Source organism: Paenibacillus sp. J22FR21, from assembly GCF_056269135.1.
Map to the genome: position 1 here is coordinate 195334 of NZ_JBWDNJ010000009.1, position 24170 is coordinate 219503.

Below are 24170 nucleotides of genomic sequence, written 5' to 3' on the forward strand. Positions count from 1 at the left end.
CTCAATTGCTTCCGGATAAATTGGATTGGATCGCAAAGGGACTCGGTATTCTGTACCTTCCTATCCATCAACGTCCGCTTGTATGGCTATGCTGCATCTTCATTTGCTATTTTGTATGGTGCTATTCCACCATAACGCAGCCGATCCAACGCGGGCACAAAACGATTCTATCCTACACATCAGAGCGAGGCCGCAAGTACACCTTGGTCATTACCTTTGTACAAATGTCGCTCATGTACTGCGGATTATTCGCTTGGTATATCCACACGTTCACCTTCGATTACTTTTCGAAGATTCGTGTAGAAGACAAGCCCCATTTGAAAATAACGACCATGGAGGGGTTTGTTGATTTTCTGATGGTCATACCGATTATCATTTGCCTTATCGTTGCTTTTTTCGTGGCCAAGGAGTTCTATAAGAACGAGGACTTCAGGAAGCGTTTCTATACGTGGGAATTCTCCTTCTTATCGGATCAGTCGTTCTCATTGAGAAACAAGATGTGCGATATAGTTGTCGGTTGGGATAAGAAAACGAACAAGCCTATTGTATTGTCCGAAAAATCCCGCTTCCTCCACGAGCTTGTTGTTGGTGCGACAGGAAGCGGGAAAACGAGTACCACCATCCTCATCCGGATCGTACAGGACTTAATCCGGATAGCCAGAGGTCACAAAATGGGTATAGTAGTTCTCGAACCGAAATCCGATTTGATCCGTGATGTAGAGAAGCTTGCCGATAAACTCGGAATTCCTAAGAGTAAGATCAAGGTAGTTGATCCTACGGACCTGGTAAAGTCGATCCGATTTAATCCAGTGGCCGGCCCGTTAGAAGCGGCAGCTGAAACATGGCGCGGTACACTTGATGCTTTAACAGGCGACCAGGATCCTTTCTTCAAGGATCAGCAAGGGGAAACCGCTGCCGCGTATGTCATGCTAGGTAAAATTCGCTACGGTAATCAATTCAGCTTCATAACCCATTTGCAGCGCATGTATTCCGAGCCACGTTTCTTAGCGGATATGACTGAAGATGTACGTAAGTGGATCGAAAACAATTTGGCAAACCCAGCCATTACTCCTGAAGAGCGCAGCTTGCTCGAAAGGTATGATCGTGTCTGCGGCTTCTTCGAAAACGACGTGCTCGAATATACGGTTACTAATAGCAAGGACAGCGGTCAACTTCCGGTTCTCTATCCGCAGGGTCATAAGTATGCTGGTAAACAGGTTGTTTTGAATAAGAAGGACAAGTTTATCGGCGGTGCGAAAAAATACATAACGGATATTAGCTTGAACGCTATGCTTAGCCAACTCCTTATGGCGAAGGAGGGAGAGGAAACCCTTGACCTTGATTCCTTCCTCAATGATGGGGGTATCCTCTTGTTCAATAGTGCGCTTGCGGAGCTCGAAGAACTCAGCCTTATATTTGGACAGTTCATCATTCGGCAAATGCAATCCGCTGTATTCCGTCGTCCAAAGCAAGAAGATGGCTATAAACGGATTCCTATCTTCTTCACGATCGATGAGTTCCCGTTATACGTTAACGAAGCATTTCAACGCTTCCTCACGCTCGGGCGTTCTTACTTGGTCGGAACACTCATTGCAATTCAAAACTTGGCGCAACTTCGAGATGTCAAACCGGGTTATGATGAAACCATTCTCGCCAATGCCTCCAACAAGACGGTATTTGGACGCGGTGAGTTAAAGGATAACGAGTATTTCAGTAAGAGTTTCGGGGAAGAACCTATCATTGAGGAATCCATGAACGAGTCGGTGACTCCAATGAGTATGCCTAATCAATCTCGTGGACTCCGATACAATACGGCCCGCACGCTCCAGCCACGATTTACGCCAACACAGATCAAAGAGCAGCCGTTCAAACATTTTATCGTTGAATTAGTAGGCAGAGACGAAAGTATTAAGCCGGCTACTCAGTCATACGGAAAATTCGTGAATGAAACGAAGTTTTTAAAACGATTCATCGATATAGGCAAAATTGAGCTTGCCACTAAAAACTATAAGGCGCTTTCGTTCAAAGGGAATATCAATCAACTTTCCTACTTGGTTCGTCAGCTCGATGACAACAACCAAGATGATAGCATTGCAGAAGCGGGAGTATCATCTGAAACACCGAATGCGAAGCAGCCCACCACTCAATCTCAGGCGGAAGCAGTTAAGGAAATCAAGGATGGAAATAATCAAACTGCCGCGGCTTCTGCTCCACCACAACCAAATACTGTGGATGAGGATGATGACTCGTTAATAGAGTGGCCGGAATCAAACGATGAAGATGGCAATTTCGACTGGCCAGATCCGGACGCAGCGAACTTCGCGGCAGGTGAATCTACTCAACAGGTAGAAGTTGGGGCGTCAGAGGACTCCGGAATTTTAGCTGATCCCATCCTTGCAGAGCATCCGATCAACAATGAGAATGAGCAGGAAGATGTAATACCGCAGCATATCCATTCCATTCCGGATGATATTGATGCTCTGGTAAAGTCGGTCCACGATAATCTTGTTGGTACCGGCTCATCATCTAGCGGACGTGCTCCCACTCCAGCTGCAGAGAATCATCCGGTTGATCCAGCTTCAGCACAACAACCAGAGAAACCGAGAGTCAATCCTTTTGGTGATCACCTCGATGATCTCGCTGCATCTGATAGGCAGAACACTGACACTGACAAGCAAAAACAATATGCAAATGTCAACATCTCAAAGGTCGATGATTACAAAGAGGATTTGTAAATGAGAGAACCGTGTCCATGAGGCACGGTTTTTCTGTCTCTCTTTGCTGGAAAATTCACGCTACCTAATCGTATAACTTTTCTCTAAATCAGCTGATATTGCGCTAAAACGCCTTATTTCATGCGGTTTCTCACCTACCTCAACTCAAAATAGGGAAGTCAAAAACTGGTTATTTATGGTACAATACACGATATCAAACAGTCATTACACGATTTCGTGTTTTTAGTTCGGAGGGCGATTATGGATCTTATCTCCGAATATCAGAAGAAGCTAGAGGATTTGGAGAATTCTAAGCGGGCGTTACAATCCTTGCCTGACGGAACACCGGAACTCTCCTTTTTGAAACTGGTTACGGACCAGCAGATAAGGGACGCTCAAATGCGGTTGGAACGCTTTACGATGGGCAAGCTCCCATATCAATGCAGCTATTGTTCCGGTTGGATCAAGACAGAGGGCATACCTACGATGGTCGGCTCTATCGTCATGTGCGATGCCTACAAATCGACGATCAATGGCGTGATCAATACACAGCAGGCCGAGGATGAGTGGGGGCTTTCGAAGGGTACAATCCGTCAAGATTGTCACCCACGCCACGCTGTTTTACAACCATATATTGAAGCAGGCTTAGTCTTTCAGTCCGGACGGTATTGGCACATCCATCGATCAGCTATGTATGTCCACTATGGCAACCCCACCGCAATAAGAGACTCATAATTCCAAGAATTATTCCGAGAGTAATTTATTAATTTCATACTCCCAATAAGGGCTGTATCGGCGCAGGAGCATGCAGAAATCCTAAGTAATCATCTCAGTGGGGTGAAAAAATGGACCGTGATTCGCAAATAATACGTGATCGGCTCACGTATTTGTATCCTAATAAAATCGTTGAAGGGCTAAGCACAAAGGATCGATCTCTTTACAGTGTGATATACGGGTATCTCAGGGAAAATCATCCAGATGTTGGTATAGAGGAATATATCCGCTCTCTTGGGTTTGATTACATACGTAGGGCCACAGGAAATAACGTGGTGGGGGATTTTGACTTTAGCTCGGTTCATTATCTTACTAATCATTTCGATGATGTCAACCAAACTATACTCGCTCAGTTCCTTGGCATTTCTCGGCAGCGAGTTTCTCAACGTCTATCTGAAGCTACACAGGGAGGAAGAGATTGGAGGGTATCTGGTCTTACGGATGAAGAAAGCCTTATTGTGAAAAGCATGGTCGAGGAGAACCTTTTTGTTTTTGAATATGATGACGACAGCATGGCGATATTGACCGCTGCGCCAATGGGTCCGGTGTTTTTGCATCGAAATGGTGGGTCTATTAGGTTTCATTTCAATTTTGATCTCGAAACACTTCAATTCCTTGCATCAAAAGATAGAGATCGGCTTAGTGAAATAAATTATGCCCATCGCCGTGTTTTTGAACAAGTCTACGTCGGAGGCCAGATGTTTTATCGGCCAAAATCGGGAGAGAACACCATGAACATAAGACATTACTGCAGCGTCCGTGGACTTGATTATGATGAGTATTTAAATCATCTTAGTATTCACCCGATTATGGATGGAAGAACGTTAACAGATGAAGAGTGGTTTAATAAGTTGTATCCCTTTGTAGAAAGCGATGGGGTGCTTCGCGTCCCTCACCAGTCTACTGTTCAAACAGGTTTGGTGCGGCGTGCAAAAATGTTTGATAAGAGTGCTCAGGAATATGCAGAAATGCTCGGATTTCAGTGGAGACAGCGCGATTTTGCTTCAGAACATCAACGGCGTATGGTGAGGTATGAGGAACTTGTGCGGGAACAATCGTTTGACGGGTTTGTTTACTTACCTACGGAAGAGGGATTGTATAGGTCTTTATACTATTTTTTACGGGGTCGCAACGAAACCATTCAAACGTTTTTAGATAGAATCGGTCTTGAGCGGCTGGATAAAGAAGAATACCAGTCTCGTTTTGGGATTACAGGCGCAATTTTAGAGAAGTTAGAAGAATTGCAGTCGGCTCCTCAATATGTTACGAGTCCAACTGAACGGATTGCAAGAAACAAAAAAATGGTGACTTTGCTCAAAAAACTGTATGACTACCATTGCCAAATTTGCGGAACGGGTTATCCTCTCATACCACGCATCGAAAAGGATGATGGCACATATTATTGTGAAGTCCATCACGTGACTCCGCTCGGAACAGCTGAGACGGCTTTCGACGTCGAGACGTTGGACCATTATTCAAATGCCCTTTGTTTGTGCTCCCACCATCACTCCTATGTCCATTATCACAAAGGTCTGTAATCAATATGGAAGGAAACCAAATTTGTCTTCTATCGGTTCAGGGTGAGAAGTTGCCTATCCGAATAAACAAGCACATCAAGCTCGAAATAAAGGTTTCATAAAACAGCAGTAGTCTGAACTTTTATTTTCTCATCCATCCATGACTGTTGTTTAAGTTTTATGAGGTCTTCAAAGACTATATTTTCTCACGACAATTAAATCAATTAATTGACAGTTGAGATAGGTTCGCTTTACAATGGACACAAGTAAATATTTCCGGATTATCTCAGGAAGCACCTGCGATTTGGGGACCCCCCATGCGCTGGTGCTTTTTTGCGTTTCCGGACCTAACTCTATATCAACACGAAGGAAAGGTGATTTTGCATGTCGAGTCAATTTGAGCAGGAGTTCGACATTACTCCTGCAATGCGCTCCTGGGCAGATATCAAGGAAGCACAACGTACAGGCCGAATCATGGTTGGCCACACGATCGGTATTGAAACCAAAGCGCTTGGTGGCAGCAAAGAAGAAGTTTTAAAGATCGATTTTAACGGTGTATACGGCTACCTACCGAAATCTCGCGTAGATAACTACAATCTGCGAGGCATCCAACATTACTTGGATCGGGAACTGGAGTTTGTCATCGATGAAGTTATTATCGACAAAGCAGCAACAGTTGGCATTTTCCTAGCAAACCGTGCGAAAGCTCTTGAAAAGAAGGCGGAGCGTTTCTGGAAAGAAGCTCAGGAAGGACATGTTTTCGAAGGGTTTGTTCGCGGCGTCGATCAATATACTTTGTTCTTGCTAGTTGAGGGCGTTCCATGTGAGTTGAACCGCTCTGAAGTTGGCTACGTCTTCTACGAGGACCTTACTGAGGCGTTCGAAATCGGTGATACGCTTCCTGTAAAAGTCACAAGTATTAACCGTCCAACGAAAGAACAGAAAGGCAAGATTTTGATTGACTCCCGGACGCTGCAGGTCGATCCATGGACAAATATCATCAACTACCAAGTAAACGGGATCTACGTAGGGGAAATCACAAAGATTCATCCTGAACACGGTATGTTCGTTGAACTTATTGATTCACCTGGCCTTGTCGTCCGGACAAATTTCCCTCCTTATAGTGGGAATCATATTTTCAAAAAGGGAGAAAGCATTCGGGTTCGGATTGCGAAAATTGATGCAGCGGGTCGGCGCATGAAGGCAGTCGCTTTCGTTCCCCAAAACTCCAAGAAGCGGGATACCGCCCGCTACGGTCAGTTCGGTTCTTATGGTTCAAGGTAATCTTACCAGTTTCGAAGAGAGTCCGAAGGGAGGAGCGGGGGAGCGGGAGACACCGATCCCCTTTAACTCACCGATGGTGCCTGAGCACCTGAACCCCTATACCGACTCCGTATGCCCGAGGGATATTTCCGAACTCTTGCTTCCGGACGGAAAGAGGTTCGGGATGTTTTCCGACCCGTATGCCACCATCGAGTACCACGATCCAAAGTTCGGTTTGCAGAATGGTCGATATTGGCTGGATGCTCAATTGAATGGCGCTGATGTTTCGAAGAACGACCTAAAGCTAGTCGATGTGCTTTCCTCAAACAGAACGATGACTAGAAAGCAGCTGGAGAGAGTACTCTTCTCTGATCTCCAACCTGGCGACCGGACCGGTATTGAATTCATCAAGCGATGCCGAAGCCGCGGCATTATATGTGCCTACCGATGGGCTACCCCGCTCAAGGAAGATCGGAAAAAGCCGCTTGCGTACATACTGACCAAGGTTGGTGCCGATGCGGCCGAGATTCTCTTTCACCGCAAATTAAACGAGGAACAGTGGGCACGACCGGTTGAGTACGGACCAGGTCAAGGACCAGAAATGACATCATATTTCGTTGATCTTGCGGCGAATGAATTATATGCTGAGCTCGTCCGAATTGAACGCCTCATATCATGGCAGCGTCGGCCGGTAATCCGCGTCGATCAAAAGGTATTTCATATCCCAGTTGCCGCTTTCGAGGTAATTCGGGACCGCAACGACTTTCTTCAATTCTGGGTAGAAGTGTTCCGGCCGAGCAAAGACTTTATCCGAAAAACAGCTGAACGCTTTGCTCGTTTGCGGCAAGTTTATCTCAAACTTCCGGATCACAACCGACCGGCTCGTATCATGTTGATCGCCGACGGCGAAAGCCGGATCCCTCTTCTAAGCCGAATTGCTGAACAATATATGCCAGAAGTCCCGCTCCGTTTCACAACGGATGAGCGGCTGCTTGCGGGCATCAGTCGGGACACCTTCCTCGAATATAACAATTCCGAGAAGAAGATGACGGCAAGCACCATTTCGTTCCTACTGGAAGACGCACCTGGCATGAAGGCCTCCGCGTATTTCTCGGAATTGAACAAGACGGATGATGACGCTTTTGAAGATTAAAACATATTGCTGAAAAAGGTTTGGATTCTAGTCATCAAGCCTTTTTTAGCAGGAATTCTTCTCCGAAGATAGGTGAACCAATGAATACGCGCATCGATGAGAATATACGGAGAAAAGTGACGGTCGACTTTATTCTAGCAAATGAAAATAACGAGACAATAAAATGCTCCTTTAGGAAGCTGTTTGATTATGACGGCAATATGTATGTTGCATTTGAGGACACCAATGAAATGATACACATCTTACGAATAAGAGATCCTTACAGTGAAACTCCAAAATTAGTAGAAGTACCGCAGGATCACAAAGCTATTATATATAATCACTTTCAGTCTTTAATTGGTGAACGCATGATTTATGATGGCCACATTTGAGGAGTAGAGTTCGGAATAATTACCACTCTGCTACTCTTATAAGTTTGAATAATCCAATAAACAGTGGCAATCTAGGACTAGTCCAAGGCTGCCACTGTTTTTATTTTGGATAACCTGTCTCTTCGAGATGTCTTATAAACTAGCAGTAAGGCTGCCTCAGCTATTTTATATTTGAGTTCTGTTATTCATCTGTAAGGAGTCGAGCCGTGCGTAGGTTGACCCTGCGCGGCTCAACCAAGCTATTTCTTTACTTTCACAGCAGTTGTCTCAAATACCTTAAAATATGACAGCTATTCTTTCCAACTCAGCCTCCAGCATGGTATAATAGGGACATTCTTTAATTATCATTTCTTGCTCCTGCCAAGCGGCCCAGGGAGTACCGTCAGATTCACCTTTCTATTAATTGATCTACGGGTTTACCATGCCCAATTTCAAAGAACCGTCTCTTGAGACGCAGATTATGAAGTCCACTTGGATTTCAAGATTCTATCTGCTGCTGAAGAGTCGGTTCTTTTTTTGTTGATTTTTACCGACTAATTAAAAGCTGAAGGGAGAGAGAGTATGTGGAATGGAATCTGAAACGAGTCAAGACAATGTGGGATCACGTCGAGGTTAAGCCACCGAATATACCGGAGTTTCGGGTTAATCGGTACAATACCACGATTGTACATCACGAGATCGAATCTGCAAACATAGCAACCGTTCCGAAATTGTTCGCTGAGCTGCAAAGCTTGCTTCAAGGACGTTGCTTGGATCTGCAATTCATTTTTGATGGAGAGTATCCCTGTTCTGAGCTTAAGGCTCTCGGATTTACGCTAAGTCATGGGGAGAGCCGCATTTGGAACAAATCGCATCCCGAATACCGTATTTCAGCGATCCGCATTGAATCTACTAACTCATGGATTCTGGAGGTCATGAAACGCTCTGGCCGCGGTGTTCTTAGCGATGCTGCCCGTCTTGATTTTCTAACCAGTAGCGGAAAGTATGAAGTGCAACTCACAATTCCTCTTGAAGTGGATGTGATTGCCTCATGAAAGCTGCGATCCTGGTTGATGAGATCAATGCAATGATTCAAATGCACGATATTGGCATTCACGGAATCCGCCCATGGGTTGAGTTTTACCGTGCGATCCATCAAGTGCTCACGAAAGATTTTGGCCAAGCAGAAGTAGGGTACCATTTCTACGGAAGCCTGCCACCAAAAGATGTAGCCGGTACGAGGTATTTCGATCGGAAACGGTTTTTTCAGGCACTCGAGCGCGATAAGATACAGGTTCATGAAGGATTTTGTATTACGGACCGCGCCGGCAGCCTGATGGAGAAGGGAGTCGATATGTCGATTGGACTAGACTTGTTTGAGTTTAGCCTGAACGATTTCGATCTCCTTTTTGTTTTTTCCGGGGATTCTGATCTTGTCCCTGCCATCCAGCGAGCGAAGCTTCGATCTAAAGTCGTTGCTGTAGTTGGGCGAAAGCAGCCTGCTCGACTCTTCAAAGAAATGGCGGACGGCATTCTGTACCTGGAAGACGTAATTGATTTGATTGAGGATAAGCATTTAATCCGAAAAAAATCCAAATCCCCTCACACAAAGGAGCGAGTTACACATGTCCCACACAACCAATCTGAGCTTTCAGCTTAATGCACCATTTCCATATCGTGCATATGGAGTGAACTATGAAGGACAAGCATATGTCAGTGTCCAATGGGTGGTCGATCGACTCAACGACGTCATCGGCCCGCTAGATTGGAGGCATGAGTTCTTCGATGTGAACGAAAGCATGGATGATTTCTCCGTTGAGTTGCTAGGGCGTCTTTCGATCTGGAACGAGTCGAGACAAGAATGGATGGAACGCGTAAATTACGGTAATGACACCATGACCATTATGCGTGAAGCCCAAGTCCCTACCGCTCAAGACCGAATGGACTGTAAGAAGTCTGCTGTTTCGGATTCGCTCAAAAAGTGCGCTTGCTGGTTCGGTGTTGCCTCTGATGTCTTTAAAGGCTTTATCGATGTAATCAAGCCAAAGAAATTCGATAATGGAAACAACCCTTTGTATCACCGTCTTGTTTCAGCCCATGGAATTGTTGAGCAATATGGGGCCCACAAGTACGGCATCCCAATCCTGCCGGATTCTTACCGGGATTATTACAGGGATAAGGGATGGGAAGGTATCTTCCAATCGGATATCAGAGCTTTATTTACCAGTAACCAAGGCGATACTGGCGCATCCATCAGTAATAAGGGAAACTCCGAATCCTCAGAGCCTACATCGATCCTTCCGGATGAACAACAAACCGGAACATCTTCAGGCAAAGGGAACGGCGGCTCTTCATCCCGATCTACTGGGGGCAGAGGAGGCGGCAGCGGTTCCGCAACTAGCGGTTCCCGCAGCAGCACTTCTAGTAGCGGCGCTAGCAAACCGACTCTCATCCGTATGAAGGTGCTTGATGCACCAAAGTTCAATCCGGATGGATCGGCTACGTTCCGTGCGAAATTGGAGAACAACAAGGAAGTCACCGTCATTGCCGGCAAAGCGCTTGCAGACGAAGTGAGAAAGATCCAGCCTAACCACGTCGTCAAGACGAACGGGTGGTATCGTGAAGATCAGCAGAAGGTCACGCTGGCCACTAAGGACGGCAAGATCGAAGTAGAAACTGCTGCATAATTTCGGGCAATTACGCCCCGTGTAGAAATGCCAAGGAGCTCAGCACCGCTGGGTTCTTTGGCTTTTTGATTATTTCCCCAAATTCGGAAGGAGACATAACCATGAAATTTTCGAAAAACAAGTTGCCGGAGATCGTAACAAAGCAATATATGGAAAAAAAGATCGACTACGTATCTCGGGTCAAACGAGCTGAAATTTTAGAGGCTGGCGAGGTCGCTTCCTACGTGAAAATCGATTTCCTAGACGGCAGTAAGAGCTTGTGGGTCAGTAAAAATGGTAAGTCGGATTACGTACATTTCTGCGAATCCTTCGCCGGTGGACGCCCGTGCCCACACCTTGGATGTGCTGTTGCAGTTGCTGATATGGCCAAGAGCCAAATCGATCGCTTCGCTCTCCCAAAAGATCCGGCTGAACTGAACACATTCATTTCAGCTATTCCTGATTCCGAATTCGAAGATGTTTCTGATGTCTTCGGAATCCCTTCATTCGCTGAAGAAGTGGAAGAGGCTCCGACCGTAACAGCTGCAACTCCCGCTTCTGCACCATCTGTACCAACTCCCGCTTCTGTAGCAAACCCAAAAGTAAAGCGAGATTGGAAAGTGGGATGGACGGAAATCGAAACATACTTGCATAGTCAGAGCGTTGATCGTCGCCTACTCGTAAAGATTCAAGAAAAGCGTAAAGCTGTTTGCGATCTAGCTGCCACTACGCCTATGTCTATTGAGCCTCTAGCTCCGCCGACACCATACCAAGGTCAGATGCTGGAGCGTGCACTACGCCACATCATCATGGGCAAGTCCTTATTACTTGTAGGGGACAAAGGTGCGGGGAAGGATACGCTCATCAACACAATTGCTTGGATTTTGGGGTATCCTCTGTATCTGCAAACAGGACACAAGGGATATACCTCCGAGACAATTGTTGGCGAGAACATGCCGACTGGCAAAGGACTTGAAGTGGCATTTAAGTATACTGCATACGCAACATGCGTCATGAACGGCGGTTTGGTTCATTTCGCCGAGCTGAACATGCTGATGCCAGATGCCACCTCAATCTTTCATTCCGTCTATGACGACAATAAACAGCTCTCCACACCGCTTGGCACTGTGCCTGGCCACCCGGAGCACCTGTTTATTGCATCGATCAACGTCGGAGAGCATTACGCGGGAGTTAAGGCGCTTAATGCGGCTCTGAAGGACCGTCTTGCGGTTCTCCATCTGTCGTATACAGCGGACTTTAAGTTCCTGATAGAGAAAAAATCCGGGCTCACCGATCGTCATGTTCTTCAGTGGCTTGAGGACATCAAGAGTCAAATTGATCTCCTCTACGCAACTGAAGGCGCAGGTGATGAATCCCGGACTGTTCGTGGTTACATTGATGCTGCCAGGTACCTAAAGGAGTTTGGCATCAATGATATGACCAAGATTGAAGCGATCGAGGACTTTGTAATCAACAAGTGCGAAGATCGAGATGAACGTTTCGCCATTCGTAGCCAACTTCGCATGTCGGTTTGGAAAGCACTTCCGAAGACAAAGGAAGAGGAAGACTACGAAACTGGCGTAGCCTGAGATGATTGAGGGACCTCCTAGTGAGAGCGTCCCTCTTTCCCATTTATTTAAGGAGAGTGATTCGGTATGTCAAGAACGGCAACCGCTTTGATAAACAAAGTACAAGTGATTAAGGAACGAGAAAGAGTTCGCGTCAAACGTTGGCTTCATATCCTGTTCGGCGGCCGAAAATTCGGTTTCCAATGGACGGATGCGCCTACATCGTACACCGATGGCAAGGACGTTTTTTCCAAGTACGATATCGTTCGACCGGGTGGGGGACCAGAGTTTACCGAGGACGAAAAACGGGTGATCCGGAAGGGAACTTCCGTCCATGAGCGGGGACATATTGAGTACGATGTCATTGAGGATTATATCAACTGGTTAAAAGAATACTCGAGCCCTAATCGTTCGGATTGGGAATCAAATCTCAAGTATCCTAGCGACTGGACGAAATTTTTCGGTAATGTCATTTTAGATGGTCGCATGGAGAACTTTACGATCATCGATCACCCTGAAGTAGACGAATACCTTCAGTTCAAGAATTACAACTGGAAGTGTGCACCGATGATCCCACAAAACCGCGTCCAAGATTTTCGGCTGCTGTATATGACTCGCTCCCTTGGCATGCTTGATCCCGAAGGTCTCGACCCTGATTCAGTCGCATTAATCGACTCGGTACAATCTTTAATCGAAAAAGCCCGCTTCGAATCCACAACAAAAGAGTGTATGGAATGCGCCACAGACATCGTTCGGGCGACATGGCCAACACTGATGGAGTGGATGGAGGCGGATGGGCAATCTCCAGCTGAGCCGATGTTCGGTTTTCCAAGCGATGATGACGACCCCAATGTTTCTTGGGGGGATCGGGATGAAGTGGAACAGAACGTCATTCGCGTCAAGGTTCGTATCAAAACGACTGAAAAACCTGATGAATCTGAACCTGACGGCGGTCAAGACTCAGAAGACGTTGACGGCGGATCTGGCACTGATTCGGAAGGGGAGGAGGAGTCCGAAGACTCTTCTGAGGCTCCCGATTGTTCAGGCGCTCTAAGCGCTGCTGCGAAAGAAGCGGAGTCAGACGAAAACGATGCGGAAGAAGAGATTGGTCCCTATGGGGAGATCGAGATTACGATCGAGATTGACCCTGGCATGAAAAGACCGTCATTCGCAGCAACCGTTAAGTCTATGCCTTACAAATACCAGAATCTTCATCTTTACCAGTCCGTTGAGCGGACGATGAAGCGGGATATTGATCTTACCTCGAAGGTTCTGAAGGAATTGTGTGAACCAACACCCGACGAGCTGCTGTTAAACCAACGGAGCGGGAAAGTGATGGTAAACAGAATGTGGCGCAGCCAGGCCCTTGGCGAAACAAACTTCTTTGCACGTAAGCTCAATGGCACGCCTGGTACAGAGGTTCGGATCGCTATGATGGCCGATATCTCGGGCTCAACTAACAGTAGCTTCAGAGGGACTACCTCTAAGGTAATTGACGAAATTCGTAAAGCCCTCATTATGATGACGGCAGCATGTGAGAAGGCCGGCATCCCTAATGCGGCTTATGCGTTTACAGACTACAACGATACCGTGATCTTCCCGTTAAAACCAAGTGGTCGTTTCGGTAGTATAGAGAAAGGATTCCTTGGCGGCATAGAGGCTGAAAACGGAAATCGGGATACGTTAGCGCTCCAACACATGATTAACGAAATGTCCAAGTACAATGAGGGCATTCGGCTGGTGATCATGATTTCTGACGGAATGCCGTGTTTTGAACGGCATGAGGACGAGAATACCATGAGGCTCATGGTGCAACAGGCGGAGAAGCAGGGCATCGATGTTCTTTGCCTTTATTGCGGACCGGAACAGCAGGACATCCTTGAGTTGGTTCAGCACATGTATCCGGGCGGCGCAATTAACGTCGGCAAGAATCTTGCCCGGGATCTTTCCCGCCACGTAAAGCGAATTATTCGCAAAAGAAGATAGTCTTAGACTAGGGAAGCACACCATGTGCTTCCCTTTCCTATGCTTTAAAGAGTTATCCAATCCAATAACAAGGAGACGAAGAATATATGAACCCTATTAAAACTCAGTTTACCGGTGCAATCGAAACGCTTAAAGCGGAATACTATCGGCTGGAAGAGCGATCAAACTCCTTATCCCATGAAGAAAAAAACCGCCAGGATGAAATTACCCGAGCTATAACTCTCTTATCCGGTGACTCGCAAGTCTTTGCCCACCTGTTCTCTTTCGGTGCGGATACGAATATCAGTCTCCATCCTACGGAGGAGCTGGCGATCCGCGATGTAAGGACCGTTTGGAGCAAGAGCGATTACAATCCGGAGGAAGACGGTTCAATCATCTTAGCAGCAAAATTGAACGGGGAACCGGGAGAAGGTAAGTGGAGCCTGACACATGAAGGCGGGCTAATCAGCAGCCACGGCTCTAATTTGATTGGTTACTCCATCTTTGAGCCGGCTGTAGATGATAACGAACCTGTTTCTTTCGAAGCTCGAGCGAGCAGCTCGATCGATTGGAGCCGTTATGAACTCACTGCCCAGGTCATGGCCACGCAGCAACTCACCATCAATGACGAAGGCACCGAAATGAATTGGAACAGCATTGATGAGATCTTCAATACAACGCTGATCTTCGTCAAAGATATCTTGCAGGATGTCGTCTTCGATGTCGATACCGAGGATATAGGTGACGATCAAATCATCGAGGCTGTTGTCCAAGCTGTAAAGTTGCATGAGATGGAGTACGGGGCTGATGAATAATCGTTACGTACGGTATAAGCTCATTGCTCAATACCGTCAGAGTCAATATAGACCTTCGTTTACTAATCCAATAATCATGAAGAGGAGTTGCTTCTGAATGAAGAACATTGCGAAGTTTGGCCGCTATTTTGAGAAGAGAATAGAAATAGCATTCTGGGTTAATATCCTGATGTGCTCAGCATTCATTTTGACAGGACAATACATGTTTGCCGGCATGACGCTTGCTCTTGCAGTTGTACAATTTCAGCCGCGGATCATAGTCGAGAAAATTCCAACCGCTTGGCAAGAAATGATTCGGAATCGGGTTCTGCAGTTGACGTACTGCTTCGGAACGAAGAGCTATCTTGTAACCACCAGCGGGGTGATGAAGGTCGTACGCTATAAAAAGATCGATGACAACACATTGTTTGTCTGCAGATACAGCGCGGGATACAACTCGGCAATTGCTGAGTCAATCCGGTTCTGTAAAACTACTGAAGAAGCTGTTCATCTCCTTGCTTCCATGTATCACCAGGAGCTGAGGGAGCTGCGCAATAAGTTGGATCAAAATCTGGAGAATGTTTAGCGAAAAGTGGGGGATGGATTTTCCGTCCCCCACTTTTTTACTGCCTCCATCACAATATAAGCTACACGACATTATCTTTGGAGTATTCCATATAGTGAGTCACAGCGTGCCTTCTATGAGAAGATACTAGGTTTCGACATGTATGAGTCCTTGTTGCAATCTAGTGTCGAAAGATGTACGATTATGGTAATTTCATTACATATCAACTCACGGAAGCACCGTCGGGTCATGGCATAGCCATGTCCGGCGGTTTTTTTGTTGGATCTTTTTGCGATTGTCTTGTTTGAATCAAACAGATAGAATGAAAGGAGGAGCCTTTGGTGGAAGGAGGCAAGAATCAAATGAGCAAAAAACTTATGAGCTTATTGGATGAGATAGCAATGGAGAATTACAAGGTTATCAGTTCCAATAAAACTCTTTCAAACTCGGCCGAAGATATGATTAAACACATGCTAAATGATAGATATAGTAGAGTCGTAAATTATACCTCTGGTGATTTGGATAAAGCTTATATTGCCATTGGACGTAGTATCAACACGCTCAAAGAAAAGCAAATAAAAGCAATGGAGTCCGGATCGGACTTAGATGACGGCGAGATTTATGATTTAGCTATTCTTGAACTCAAAATGATGATTATTGATACAGCTGTCGTTGTTCGGAAAGAAGCCCGCGCTAAAAAGGGTGAACACCCTGTTCTACATAAACATCTTGATTATCCTGTCTTCAGCGTAGATAATCCTCGCCGCACTACCCTTGAAAAGTTGCAGAAAAACAATGGGGTTATCATAGAGAAGCGAGAAGGGGGCTTCCGTCAACTCACTTTTAGAAATGCTAACGGCATGTTCCTTACTGACTATGATCATAAAGTCTTCGCTTCACTGTGCAAGATTTGCCTTGATCGTGGATTCCCAAAAGAGATGCATGTTGGGGTAGGCGAAATAATCGAGGAAATGAAGGTACCTTCGCCTGGCGGAAAAGACTATGAAAGTATTCGTAATAGTCTGACTGATATCTATAATACCTCGATCGTTTTCGAGGATTCGAATACAGAAGATTTTGACGATAGCAGTTCATTCGAATACCATCGAATTTTCCAAGCGCTTTCGGCAAACGGTAAGAAGTTTACCAGTTTCAAGGTGCTATTCCAGGATTACATACATGCTGCCTTAAAGCAGGGCGATTTTATTAGCATCAACATGTACCTAATGAACGACCTCACGATGGATACAGCCCGGAGCTTATATAAAGTCATCCTGAATGAGTATAGTAAAGAAGAGAAGGAAGTTTACGAATTCGAATTCAAGACTTTAAGAGCCCACATAGATGTGGACCGCAGCAATGACCATCGTGCGAACCAGTCGATCAAAAAAGCATTCCAAGAGTTATGTGCTTCTGGCATTATCAGCAATTTTGATGATGTTAAGATCGGTACAGGTAATTGGATGTACTATGTCAGACCTAATACAGCTCAACTGCAGTATGCAGCAAAAAATCGTGATATGGATCCGATAGGTGAATTGGGTAGAACAGGACCGGTTCAGCAATCGTTTCGATTTCTTAATGAAGTAGCTGCTGGATCTGAATAACTCAGCCCAACCAAAAAGCCCCCCAACTCATTCTCATTTGATAGGGGGGTTTTTCATTTTTATTTAACGGATATAAATATTTTTTTTGATCTTTATCGGCTTTTCTACAATAAACCCCGAGATTTTATACATTAAACCCCGAAATCTTATACAATAAACCCCGAAATTCTCTACATTAAACCCCGAAATCTACATTAAACCCCGAGATCTACATTAAACCCCGAGATCCTATACATTAAACCCCGAATTCTACATTAAACCCCGATATTCTCTACAATAAACCCCGATATTTTCTACATTAGTTCCAGTTTGCGCCATTTAGAAATAGATGTTAATGTCGAAAAAGCAAGGAAAATAAATGCAAAAACCTCCGCTTCAACGGAGGTCGGATTTTGCGATATAATGCCCGGCGCCAACCGGTCATCGATTTTGTTTCCCCAAGATGTTAGTTTTCTAACCCGCTACAATCTGCGCCAACAGAAAGTAGCAGCGAACCAGAAGATAAAATTGCCTTCTCGCAAAAATTGCGATTATGAAGGTCTACTTTAATTTTGCCTTCATTCAGTTTGAGCTTCATTATATAACGAATTCACAAGCCCGTAAAGAGATCCACCATATATAAATCGTGAAGAAAGGAGGTCCACCAGACGATGGGAGAAGCCAAACGCAAACTCGAAACCTACTCGCAGCGTTTCATGCAATTGAACAATAAAGTCCAAGGTGCAACTTACCCTGTCTCAGTGGACTATACCTTTCTTTCTGATATATTCAATCTTGAGAAAATGTATGCAAGCGATGAGGTAGTTATGTTCCGCCGTAACAGCCACCCGCTTCGTAAATTCCATGTAACGGAGACAACTATTCGACTGATGATCGTGATCTCTCGGCGTTTTAACTCTCAAGGAACGCTGACGGGGTGCCCCACACACAAACTGTATAGTTTGATGGTTGAAGAGTACGAGGATCCGTGTTCGAAAGAACAGTTCTATGCCGAAATCCATAAGTTCAAGGAGCTTGGAATCCTTACGCTTTCTCAAGATGGCGTCGTTGACACATGGAAGCTGGAACCCTTCAAGCGCGATACAGGGCGTTTTGTGCTTTTCTCCCCAGTTGTATTTTCAAAAGCTTTCACTGATCTACCGATCGCATCGCAAAAGCTATATATGTATATTGTTTCGCGTAACGGTGACCGGGTTGGGTCAGAGTTCAAAATCAACCTGGATAAGAATTCATGGATCTATACACTCACTCACAAATCACGTCCAATTCAAATTCGTGAGCTCATGAATTCATTGGCAAAACTAGAACCAGTTAATAGACAACCGCTAATCATCCAAAGTGCAGTGGAGAAAGATGATTTAGGCCGGTGGTCACTTCGTTGTACCCTTAATCCTGCATTCATCATTAAGCATGAAGAGGGAGCACATTACCGTCTGGTACCCAAAGCTAAGATTCCGTACAGCAAGACTGTCGCGCGCCTTCGGATTCTCTTTGCCCAGTACAAAATAGGTGAAGTCGAACAATTGGATCAAGGGGTACTCTTTTTAGACTTGGTCCGGCTTCTCAGTAATGCCAGCATCAAAACGCTTCGATTTGCTGTGATCCGGATTAAAGAAATGCTGCAGAACAACTTCGGCGGGCCTTACAACCTGGTTAGTGCGCTTGAGACAGAATTGAAAGATCGCACATTCATTGCTTTCTCGGAAATCTTGAAGGAGACAGGCGCTGATCGTTACCTGGGTATCGAGGAAGATTATGCTGATGCTCGTCCGCTGCAGTTCTTTAGAACTGTAAAAGAGGCGTTCACGGTTAGTGAATTCAAATCTGTTTGTGCCACTGCTATCCCGCTTCTTCGCAAACGATTCGGCCGCCAGCTGGAAATTGATGATCCACATTATTCACTCAGGAAAATTCGACCTGGAACACCGGCAGATGATGAATTCTATCTGGAAGATTTCCTAATAGAGTTGAAATCCAAAATGAATAATAAATCGCACATCGCGTCTTAATCCGCTCCCCTGTAAAATGGGGGGCTATTTGTCGTATAGTATATGGCAATCTACAAAATCCAGATCGTTTATCTATTAGATAAAACATAGGGTTAAACCATTATTTCAACCAAAGGGCAGCCAAGTTTCAGTAAATCTGACGACGACTGCCCTTTGACTTTTTATTAAAAGTTATTATTTAAGAAATTCATTCCCCCGTGCACTAGTCATTTTGGTGATATTGGTTATTTTTTTAGACAGTTCCTGTGTATTGTGACTAATTACTCTGGATTTGTGGACAATGGAAGTAGACTAAGCTCGTTGAAAATCTAAATTTGCGGTATTTTTCTATTTTCTTAACCACTATCTCAAAGAGTCTAAATTAATATCATAATACTGCCGGATGTCTAAATTAATATTCACAGCATCCTTCGAATCCCTTGTCCCATATGAGATAAAAGAGTTGATAACCGGTCCTAATAGGTTTTGTTTTAGTAGGTACTAATCTTAAATCATATATACATCTAATCAGGCTTAGCCTTATTATCTTAACTTGAAAGAAAATGGCTAAACATGATAAAATGAGAGCATACTTCATTTTATGTTTTAATTGCATCCGCCAAGCGGCTCAGGATGTTATGTGTGGGTATTATTAAGACCCAGAATGACCTCGTTAGGTATTGACTAGCACACACCTTATTTTTGTGTGCAAAAACGTCGATGGCTAACGAGGTCATTTTGTTTTTTTGACCTAATTTTACGACGAAGAAGGAGGTTGGCAAATGCCAAAAATATCTCAAAGCACCATTGATGCAGTAGAGCGCGTACATACGTATGACCTCGCCATGCAGATGGGACATTGGACGAAGGCGCAAAGTGGCTCTATTCAAGTTCGCTGTCCAAATCCAAGTCACGTTGAAAGAACCCCCGATACGTACATCAAAAAATCGACAGGTATTTTCATGTGTTATGGTGGCGGCGGATGTGGAGCGAAGGGAAAAGCACTTCAGTATTACGCGTGGGCTACATGGGGCTGTTGGGATCCAAGAACTCATTTTGTAGATGCCGTAATCGATGTTTGCGAACTCATGGGTATTCCCATAGATTATGACGTTACGAATCAAGAAACTTCGCGAAAGAAAAGGCAGCCTGCAATGCAGACTCCTGCAGAACCTAGCACTGTTTTTGAGGACGTTCCGGCACAGCCAGCCCAACTATGTGACCGTGTATATCGGCGCTTTCTTGAATTATGCCCGATTTACCGAGAGCACGTACAGGAATGGGCTACGAAGCGTAAGTACACGAAGGATCAGATAACTGCCTTTGGTCTTCGCTCCATTCCAGTCACTTGGCAGGAAACCAAACTCATTGTGGACACGCTGCTAAAAGAAGGATTTTCGCTCGAGCGAATTCCAGGGTTTACAAAGCGGATCCGCAAAGACGGTAATCGGCTCAACGAAAAGGACTGGTACTGGACCATCAACGCCTACGGGAAGTATTTCATACCAGTGCGTGATGATTCCGGCTACATTGTCCGTCTTCGGATGGCAACAGGTCAAGACAAGAAGAAATATACATGGTTTTCTTCCGGTCCGAACATTCTTCCTGTTCGCAATCCTGATGGCCAAATTACAGAATTGAAGGTACTGGACCGTACCCTCGACATTAATGCTGAACCGCATAAGATGTGTTGGGGTGGAGCGTCTTCGAGTCATCACATCAATGTCGTTCCGCCATACCAGCAGCTGGCTCATTGGGAACCAGGAGACGAAATCACCGATATCATCGGATTTGATTCAGTCGTTATAACCGAGGGAGAACACAAGTCATTCATCTCGGCGAACATCCTGAAGAAACCAGTTGTCGGCGTGCCTGGTGTCGGCAATTATCGTGATGTTCTACCCGCTTTGAAAAAGTGGGGAGTTAAAAAAGTGATCGTCGCTTATGATGCTGATGCATTTGTAGCGAAAGAGAAGGACGGGCAGAAGAAAAAAAACGAAGAGGTATTCAAAAACCTCATTAAGTTCGCAAAGGAAATCCTCGAAAACGATGGAATCGAACTGGTCTTCTGGATCTGGAACATCGCGGACGGAAAAGGTTTGGATGATATCCTCTCTAAAGGCAAACTGCCGATTGAGGTAAATCCCCGCACACAAGTACGTACCCCTGTGGCTATCTAAATATTCTAATTCATTTACTAGAAGGAGTTGTCTATTAAAGTATGAACCGAGTTATTTTAATAGGGAGATTAACTAAGCAGCCTGAAATGAGATATACTTCGACCGGAATCGCCGTCACGCAATTTACGCTTGCGGTAGATCGCCAGTTTACGAGCGGCGGTCAAAGTGAACGAGAAGCGGATTTTATCCCGATCGTCACTTGGCGGCAGTTGGCTGAAACTTGCGCGAACTACTTGCGTAAAGGCCGCTTAACGGCGGTTGAAGGTCGTATTCAGGTACGGAATTACGAGAACAACGAAGGCAAGCGCGTCTATGTGACGGAAATCATTGCCGACAACGTTCGTTTTTTGGAATCGAGTAACCGCGAAAGTGGTTCAAGTGATGAAGGTGCGGCAAACCATGGCAGTAGTAGCAGCTATGGAGGCCGTTCTGAAGGTGCGTCTCGGAACAGTAATCGCGATCCATTCTCTGATGATGGGCGTCCGATCGATATCACTGAAGATGATTTGCCATTTTGATAGTGGCGAAGTGTAATCAGAGGGAGGAATAAAAACGATGCATTGTAACCATGGAAAGACAGCCCTTGTTTATTGTGCAGATTGTCACGTTACCACATTGCAGGCTGAAATAGCCAAACTCAATTCCAAGATAGAGAAGCTTAGGGCCCGTCCTGATGTTGATTCCATTCACCAGCACGACGAAGCACTAAGTACGATCTACTTAGAATTGAAAGAACAATGTAGGAATCGTCACGATTTACGATGCGATTCGCATTCCGAAATTGCCCCAGTTCGAATGGTGGCGCAAAAACCATAATTGGATTGTGTAGGAGTCTTTCCCTTTTCCAGATGGGGAAGGCTCCTTTTTTTATTTGAGAGGAGAGTGTGTATGAGCACAAAAGTCTACAGCCATTCGCGTCTTACGACATACGAGAGCTGCATGAGAATGGGCTACCACAAATATATCGAAGGCCGTCCAGACCCGTCGGGGCTCCCTGCTCTTATAGGGAAGATATTTCACTTCGCTTTTAGCAATCTCATAAACGAGGGACATAGTCCTGAGGATTCCGTCATGTTCAGCATCCACGAACACGGTGGTCTGCCGGAAGGAGAGCGAGCATCGGATTTGATCCGAATGATTGAGTACGCATTCCGACGCATTTCAGCGATTCAGGGGGAGTTCTCCGACATTACTTCAGAGACTCACCTGAAGATCGAAATTGCACCCGGAATCATTGTTCAGGCCTACCTCGATTTGATTATCGAAGATCCTGCTAACGATGAAGTCATTATCGCGGATCTGAAAACGAGTTGGGCTCCGTTTGAGGCTTCTTCAACGAAACAATTACCTCTCTACGGGCTTCTTTTCAAGGAGATGCGCGGTGGATTTGTTCCGACCTCATTCAAAGGGATGCTGATCTTCCCACGGGTAGCAAATGCGGACTCGGAGATCTTCTTCACCGATGAAATGCTAGAACAAACGCGAGAATGGGTAGTGAGTCTGGTACAAAAAATAGAGGCTGCCGGGACGGATATGAACAATTATCCGATGACCAACAACCGAAAAACATGTGAATTTTGTCCGTTTTCTTCTCTTTGCGCTGCAGGTTTTGTTGATGGCTTGCCTGGAAATGGCATACCAATAAATGATGCTGAAGCCGCACTCATAGGCCAATATCTGCTGTTTCAGGAGCAGGCACTGAAAAAGATGAAAGATGGGCTCAAATCTTATGCGAAGAGCGTCAAGTCGCCAATAGATTTACCGATGGGACGATGGGAGTTTAAATTGAGCGATCCGACTCCAAAAATTCCGCTTGATATTCTGCGGCAGTTTGCTGAAGACCACGGCCTTAATGTGGATGACGTTATTACAGCCAACTCCCAGAAGGTGAAAGAATGGGTTGAATCTGATGTAACCGGCTACCTCAAGTCGAATGCTTCATTTACCAATCCCCGTTCAACATTTGTCTTTACAGAATTTAAGGAGGAGAAGAGTGATGCCACTATTTGCGTTTGACATCGATAACACGCTGGCTGATACGGCTAGTGAAATTAAGAAGCGGGTTACAGATTTCTCGGAGAAAATTTACCCCTTCCCGCTAGAATCTAATTTTTTTGAGATGAACCCGGTTGTGTTTGCAGGTGCCGATGCAATTGACGGTGCTGCAGACGCCCTCCAAAGCCTTTACAAAGCTGGTTCAAAGATCATATACATTACCGCTCGATCAGCGTGGTTTGAATCTCTCACCAGACATTGGCTTCGTCTGAATGGCTTTCCAGATGGGATAATAATCTGCACATCAGATAAACGCTCAGTCATTCAACAGTACAAGCCTATATTTATGGCGGATGATGCTCCACACGAAATTGATCGCTTAATAGATTTAGTTAACGTTCTCGTTCCTGCAAAACCTTATAACGAGGGTTATGCCAATCGTTTTGAGAGATGGGATATGTTTCCGCAGCTGCGGAACATGGCTTAAGAACGATGAGAACAGAGATGGGGAATTTAAGCTATATTTGCAACCGATGCGGTAAAAACATTCGGTTTGATGGAAAACACGGCGAATGGTGTGTCTTGCAGCATGTCCGTCATGGCCAATTGTTTGGTCAAGCGGAAGGGGAATATAACGGGTACGGCCGTATTGTCGGAAACCCGGTTTTTCGCCACCCGAGTCCAGCGAATCCAAATAGTCAACAAAAAATCGAACGTTCGGAAGCGATGCCTGACTCCAGCAGAGAGCTAGGGGCTTTCGCGATGTCGGGGATCTCCGCGTGGCATAAGAAGTGTTATTATGAGACGCCCGAAAATAAGAGAAATGCACTCCTGATTTCTCGAAGTGATCCGGAACAGGGAAGTGGCAGCCTTAGAGCTGTATATGTCGAGCGAGTGGATGCCGGCACTATCCTGGATATCTTGATGCAGAATGGATTTGAACCGAGTGATCATGCCTCTCATGTCGCCATAACGTTGCCATCTGGTCATACGCTCGTTCTTCGAGATTACGGACTAGAATGGCCGCCGCTAGTGGCGATTACAGTTGGAGCGAGATAGTCTACTAGGTAA

General features: G+C 45.4%; 19 protein-coding genes. All 19 read left to right on the forward strand.

Translation table 11 applies throughout. From position 1 onward, the window contains the following. Positions 1-317 precede the first annotated feature (317 nt). The 19 genes from AC0YNS_RS26890 (at position 318) to AC0YNS_RS26980 (ending at position 24158) form a co-directional block, all read left to right on the forward strand. The gene (locus tag AC0YNS_RS26890; protein WP_475784011.1) at positions 318-2735 is read left to right on the forward strand and encodes a type IV secretory system conjugative DNA transfer family protein; all 2418 of its coding nucleotides are present in this window, start codon (positions 318-320) and stop codon (positions 2733-2735) included. Between the two features lie 240 nt (positions 2736-2975). Then, positions 2976-3449, forward strand: coding sequence for a helix-turn-helix domain-containing protein (locus AC0YNS_RS26895; protein ID WP_475784012.1), 474 nt, complete (start codon positions 2976-2978; stop codon positions 3447-3449). A gap of 110 nt (positions 3450-3559) precedes the next feature. Then, positions 3560-5026: an HNH endonuclease gene (locus tag AC0YNS_RS26900; protein ID WP_475784013.1), complete on the forward strand. Its 1467-nt coding sequence runs from the start codon at positions 3560-3562 to the stop codon at positions 5024-5026. Between the two features lie 363 nt (positions 5027-5389). After that, on the forward strand, positions 5390-6289 hold the full coding sequence (locus tag AC0YNS_RS26905; RefSeq protein WP_475784014.1) for a 30S ribosomal protein S1: 900 nt from the start codon (positions 5390-5392) through the stop codon (positions 6287-6289). Between the two features lie 163 nt (positions 6290-6452). Further along, complete coding sequence (locus AC0YNS_RS26910) at positions 6453-7421, forward strand: replication-relaxation family protein (RefSeq protein WP_475784015.1); 969 nt, start codon at positions 6453-6455, stop codon at positions 7419-7421. Positions 7422-8355: 934 nt separating this feature from the next. Next, positions 8356-8826, forward strand: a complete 471-nt coding sequence (locus tag AC0YNS_RS26915; protein WP_475784016.1) for a hypothetical protein — start codon at positions 8356-8358, stop codon at positions 8824-8826. Continuing rightward, positions 8823-9431 (forward strand): NYN domain-containing protein, encoded by a 609-nt coding sequence (locus AC0YNS_RS26920; RefSeq protein ID WP_475784017.1) that lies wholly within the window; start codon positions 8823-8825, stop codon positions 9429-9431. The genes AC0YNS_RS26915 and AC0YNS_RS26920 overlap by 4 nt, the downstream gene beginning before the upstream one ends. Continuing rightward, positions 9397-10458 carry a Rad52/Rad22 family DNA repair protein gene (locus tag AC0YNS_RS26925; protein WP_475784018.1) on the forward strand — a complete coding sequence of 354 codons (1062 nt, stop codon included), beginning with the start codon at positions 9397-9399 and terminating at the stop codon, positions 10456-10458. Before AC0YNS_RS26920 ends, AC0YNS_RS26925 begins: the two co-directional genes overlap by 35 nt. Before the next feature lie 101 nt (positions 10459-10559). Beyond that, positions 10560-12026, forward strand: coding sequence for an AAA family ATPase (locus AC0YNS_RS26930; RefSeq protein WP_475784019.1), 1467 nt, complete (start codon positions 10560-10562; stop codon positions 12024-12026). A 66-nt stretch (positions 12027-12092) separates the two neighbouring features. Beyond that, positions 12093-13991, forward strand: coding sequence for a vWA domain-containing protein (locus AC0YNS_RS26935; RefSeq protein ID WP_475784020.1), 1899 nt, complete (start codon positions 12093-12095; stop codon positions 13989-13991). Between the two features lie 86 nt (positions 13992-14077). Then, positions 14078-14785 (forward strand): hypothetical protein, encoded by a 708-nt coding sequence (locus tag AC0YNS_RS26940; protein ID WP_475784021.1) that lies wholly within the window; start codon positions 14078-14080, stop codon positions 14783-14785. 97 nt (positions 14786-14882) lie between these two features. Continuing rightward, positions 14883-15350, forward strand: coding sequence for a hypothetical protein (locus AC0YNS_RS26945; protein ID WP_475784022.1), 468 nt, complete (start codon positions 14883-14885; stop codon positions 15348-15350). Between the two features lie 341 nt (positions 15351-15691). Further along, positions 15692-16936: a hypothetical protein gene (locus tag AC0YNS_RS26950; protein WP_475784023.1), complete on the forward strand. Its 1245-nt coding sequence runs from the start codon at positions 15692-15694 to the stop codon at positions 16934-16936. Positions 16937-17586: 650 nt separating this feature from the next. Next, the gene (locus AC0YNS_RS26955; RefSeq protein ID WP_475784024.1) at positions 17587-18945 is read left to right on the forward strand and encodes a hypothetical protein; all 1359 of its coding nucleotides are present in this window, start codon (positions 17587-17589) and stop codon (positions 18943-18945) included. 761 nt (positions 18946-19706) lie between these two features. Then, positions 19707-21104: a toprim domain-containing protein gene (locus AC0YNS_RS26960; protein ID WP_475784025.1), complete on the forward strand. Its 1398-nt coding sequence runs from the start codon at positions 19707-19709 to the stop codon at positions 21102-21104. 86 nt (positions 21105-21190) lie between these two features. After that, positions 21191-21622: a single-stranded DNA-binding protein gene (gene ssb, locus AC0YNS_RS26965; RefSeq protein WP_475784026.1), complete on the forward strand. Its 432-nt coding sequence runs from the start codon at positions 21191-21193 to the stop codon at positions 21620-21622. 370 nt (positions 21623-21992) lie between these two features. Then, the gene (locus AC0YNS_RS26970; RefSeq protein WP_475784027.1) at positions 21993-23120 is read left to right on the forward strand and encodes a RecB family exonuclease; all 1128 of its coding nucleotides are present in this window, start codon (positions 21993-21995) and stop codon (positions 23118-23120) included. Beyond that, positions 23101-23586: an LNS2 domain-containing protein gene (locus AC0YNS_RS26975; protein ID WP_475784028.1), complete on the forward strand. Its 486-nt coding sequence runs from the start codon at positions 23101-23103 to the stop codon at positions 23584-23586. Before AC0YNS_RS26970 ends, AC0YNS_RS26975 begins: the two co-directional genes overlap by 20 nt. Positions 23587-23603: 17 nt before the next feature. Next, a complete protein-coding gene (locus tag AC0YNS_RS26980; protein WP_475784029.1) occupies positions 23604-24158 on the forward strand; it encodes a hypothetical protein in 555 nt (184 codons plus the stop codon). Positions 24159-24170 lie beyond the last annotated feature (12 nt).